Source organism: uncultured Mucilaginibacter sp., assembly GCF_937859865.1.
Taxonomy (GTDB): Bacteria; Bacteroidota; Bacteroidia; order Sphingobacteriales; family Sphingobacteriaceae; genus Mucilaginibacter_A.
On sequence record NZ_CALMAT010000099.1, the window covers coordinates 1 to 3,127 of the forward strand.

At 41.3% G+C, this 3,127-nt stretch carries 3 protein-coding genes; all 3 read right to left on the reverse strand.

What is annotated here, in order from left to right:
• The coding region (locus Q0192_RS10385) for a glycosyltransferase (RefSeq protein ID WP_299289414.1) at window positions 1-443 on the reverse strand (443 nt) is incomplete at its 3' end.
• Window positions 444-767: 324 nt separating this feature from the next.
• Entirely contained in the window at window positions 768-2,039 is a 1,272-nt protein-coding gene (locus Q0192_RS10390) for an ABC transporter ATP-binding protein (RefSeq protein WP_299289415.1), read from the reverse strand.
• 26 nt (window positions 2,040-2,065) lie between these two features.
• Complete coding sequence (locus Q0192_RS10395; protein WP_299289416.1) at window positions 2,066-2,914, reverse strand: ABC transporter permease; 849 nt, start codon at window positions 2,912-2,914, stop codon at window positions 2,066-2,068.
• Window positions 2,915-3,127 lie beyond the last annotated feature (213 nt).

Consider the following 3,127-nt stretch of genomic DNA (forward strand, 5'->3'; position numbering starts at 1 on the left):
GTTTCTTTTCTCAAAATCGCGCCGCAACCAATAAAGCCCACCAAATCCTGGCCGTCCTGCCATTCCCAATCCTCACTGGTGTAAGGGCCGGAAACAACATTGAGCGCCAGCACACCCACTTGCTGGTTTCGATCTAAGTAATCTAAGGCATCTTTCAAACCCGATTCTACATGGCTGTCGTCATCAATGATAATCATGTACTCGCCTTTGGCCCGCTCAAAACCTTCGTTCCAGGCCGGTGCGCCCATGTTTTGTGTTTTGCGGATAACCGTTACATCTGCAAATGCCGCTTCAACCGCATCTGCACTGCCATCAATCGAAGCATTGTCAACAATTACGATCTCGTAATCCGGGTTGCCGTTAATCAGTTCTTTTGTTTTGGATATGGTTTTAAGCAGTTCATCTTTCCGGTTATAATTAACAATTACAAATGAGGCACGCATATTATTGGACTGTTTTTATTGTTGTGCAAACCATGTTCATTTTCAATTCAACCAAAAACCGTTTTATCAAATGTATGGAGGCCATGAAAAAGTTTTTGTAAAAATGCTTTTTGTTATGGTTTATTAAAACTCTTTTGTAAAAAAGCGGAACGCAAGTTTTGGCAAAAACGGCTTGAAATGCAATTTGGTTTTAAAACATCAATTGGCCGTATTGGTTTTATCACACCAGGAATTTAACAAACCTGGTTTTATTCTGATTATTACCGATGCTTCTTTTACCACATAAAAATTAGTGTGTTTTGGATAAAAGGCTGGCTAAAAGAATCAGCTTTTTACCGTCCAGTTTGGCCGGAACATGCTTGTCCTGCCGCGCCCTTCTGCCGGAAATTTCCTGCCCAAACCATCTTTGTTGACCAATGTGAAAAAGATATCGCAGTTATCGTGTATTACCCGTTTAACGTATTGGATGCCAACATCAAACTCTATCCGGTATTTGCCGGCCGCAAGTGTATTGGCCGGAATTTTAAAAACCTTTTTAAAATACTGCGGATTAACTGTTTTTACGGAGCCTTCGGCATCATCGTAAAGTACGTAGGCCAATTCATAATCATGTTCTGACCATAAGGTGAAGCCCATGATTAAACCCAATAGTGGTTTAAGCACCTCGCCTTCCATTTCAATCATCAAATCGGTTGTGGTGGAGAAGCCATTTTCCGGCTTGGCCGGAAAGATGCTGCAATTATACAATTTGATGTTGTCATCACCTTCGTTGCCTGTCCAAACGGTGCTTTTTGGCTTCAGCTTTCCTTCGTTAAAATAGGTGGTTATCAGGTTGTTCATGTTTCCGAAATCCACTAACCGGCCATTTTTTAAATATAAACCGGTTGTACAAAGCGCACTTATCGCGGCCATGTGATGGCTGACAAACAAAACTGTTCGTCCCTGGCCTTTGCTTACATCGTTCATTTTGCCGATACATTTTTTCTGAAACTCAGCATCGCCAACGGCCAAAACTTCATCTACAATTAAAATTTCCGACTCTAAATGGGCGGCAACTGCAAAAGCCAAACGCACATACATACCGCTTGAATAGCGTTTTACAGGCGTATCAATGTATCTTTCCACTCCGGAAAACTCAACAATATCATCAAACCGTTTCAGGATTTCCCACTTTTTCATCCCTAAAATGGCACCGTTTAAAAATATATTTTCCCTTCCGGTAAGTTCGGGGTGAAAGCCTGTGCCCACTTCCAGTAAGCTGGCAATCCGGCCTTCGCCAATAATTTTTCCGGTAGTTGGCGAGGTTACTTTGGTCAAGATTTTAAGCAACGTGCTTTTTCCGGCACCATTACGGCCGATAATGCCGACCGCTTCCCCTTTTTTAATTTCGAAATCAATATCCTTTAAACTCCAAACCAAGTTGCCTTTTGCTTTGCTGGTACGGTCGTTTACTTCGCCTACCATTAAAAACGGGTCTTCTTTTCCGCGTATTTTAGCCCACCATCTTTCAAAATCCTTGTTTAAAGAACCGGTTGTAAATTCGCCCAACTGGTACAGTTTAGAAACATTTTCTGCTTTTATTGCAATATCGCTCATCTAAAATCCTGGTAATTTTATATTTGTCAAACGGTGTCTACAAAACTTTTTTGAACTTTATTAAAGATAATAATCCCGCCAAGCAATATTAAAAAAGTAACCGTGGCCGAATAAATCAACAAGCTCCAGCTAAAACTGCCTGTTCCTAAAAAACCCAGCCGAAAGGTTTCAATAATGGGCGTCATGGGGTTATATTTTATCAATCCTAAAAATTGCTTCGGCGCAACTGATAACGGGTAAACCACGGTGGTACTGTACATCAACAGCGGAACGCCAAAGCTAACGATAAAAGCCAGGTCGCGGTATTTGGTGGTCAGCGCGGATACAATCATGCCCAAACCCAAACCCAAGCTGGCCATTAAAAGCAGCAGCAACGGAAAAAGCAGGATAAAAACAGTAAGGTGAAATTGTGCGCCCTGCAAATGATAGTACAGCATCATCAGCAAAAACAAAAGCAACTGTACGCCAAACCGGATGAGGTTGGAAAAAATAATGCTGACCGGCATGATTAAACGCGGGAAATAAACTTTTCCGAAAATGATGGCATTATCGCGAAAAACGGTAGAGGTTTTGATCAAACAATCCGAAAAATAATTCCAGGTGATGATGCCCGCCAGATAAAACAGTGGCTTTGGCAAATTGTCGGTTGAAATACCGGCCACGCCGCCAAAAATCAGGGAATACATCACGACGGTGAATATCGGCTGGATAAAAAACCAGATGGGGCCCAACACGGTTTGCTTGTAAAACGAAATAAAATCGCGGCGGACAAGCAGCCAAAGCAAATCCCGGTACTCTAAAGTTTCTTTGATTTTTACATCCAGCAATGACGATTCCGGCTTGATCTCCCAATGTTTATCGGATTCGTGCATCATTTCCGTACGGTACTATCTTCGGCCATAATAATTTTATGATTGCGTTAATGCAAACGAACATAAGCTGAGTATGTTTAATTTTTCCTGAAAAACAATATTTTATACCTGTTTTTATTATTAATTAAAGTTGAAGTTATGGGCGGTGTATGGCTATCAACACTTGTTTTATCATTGATGATGCTTCTTTTACCGGTTAAAAATTGGCCGGCTATT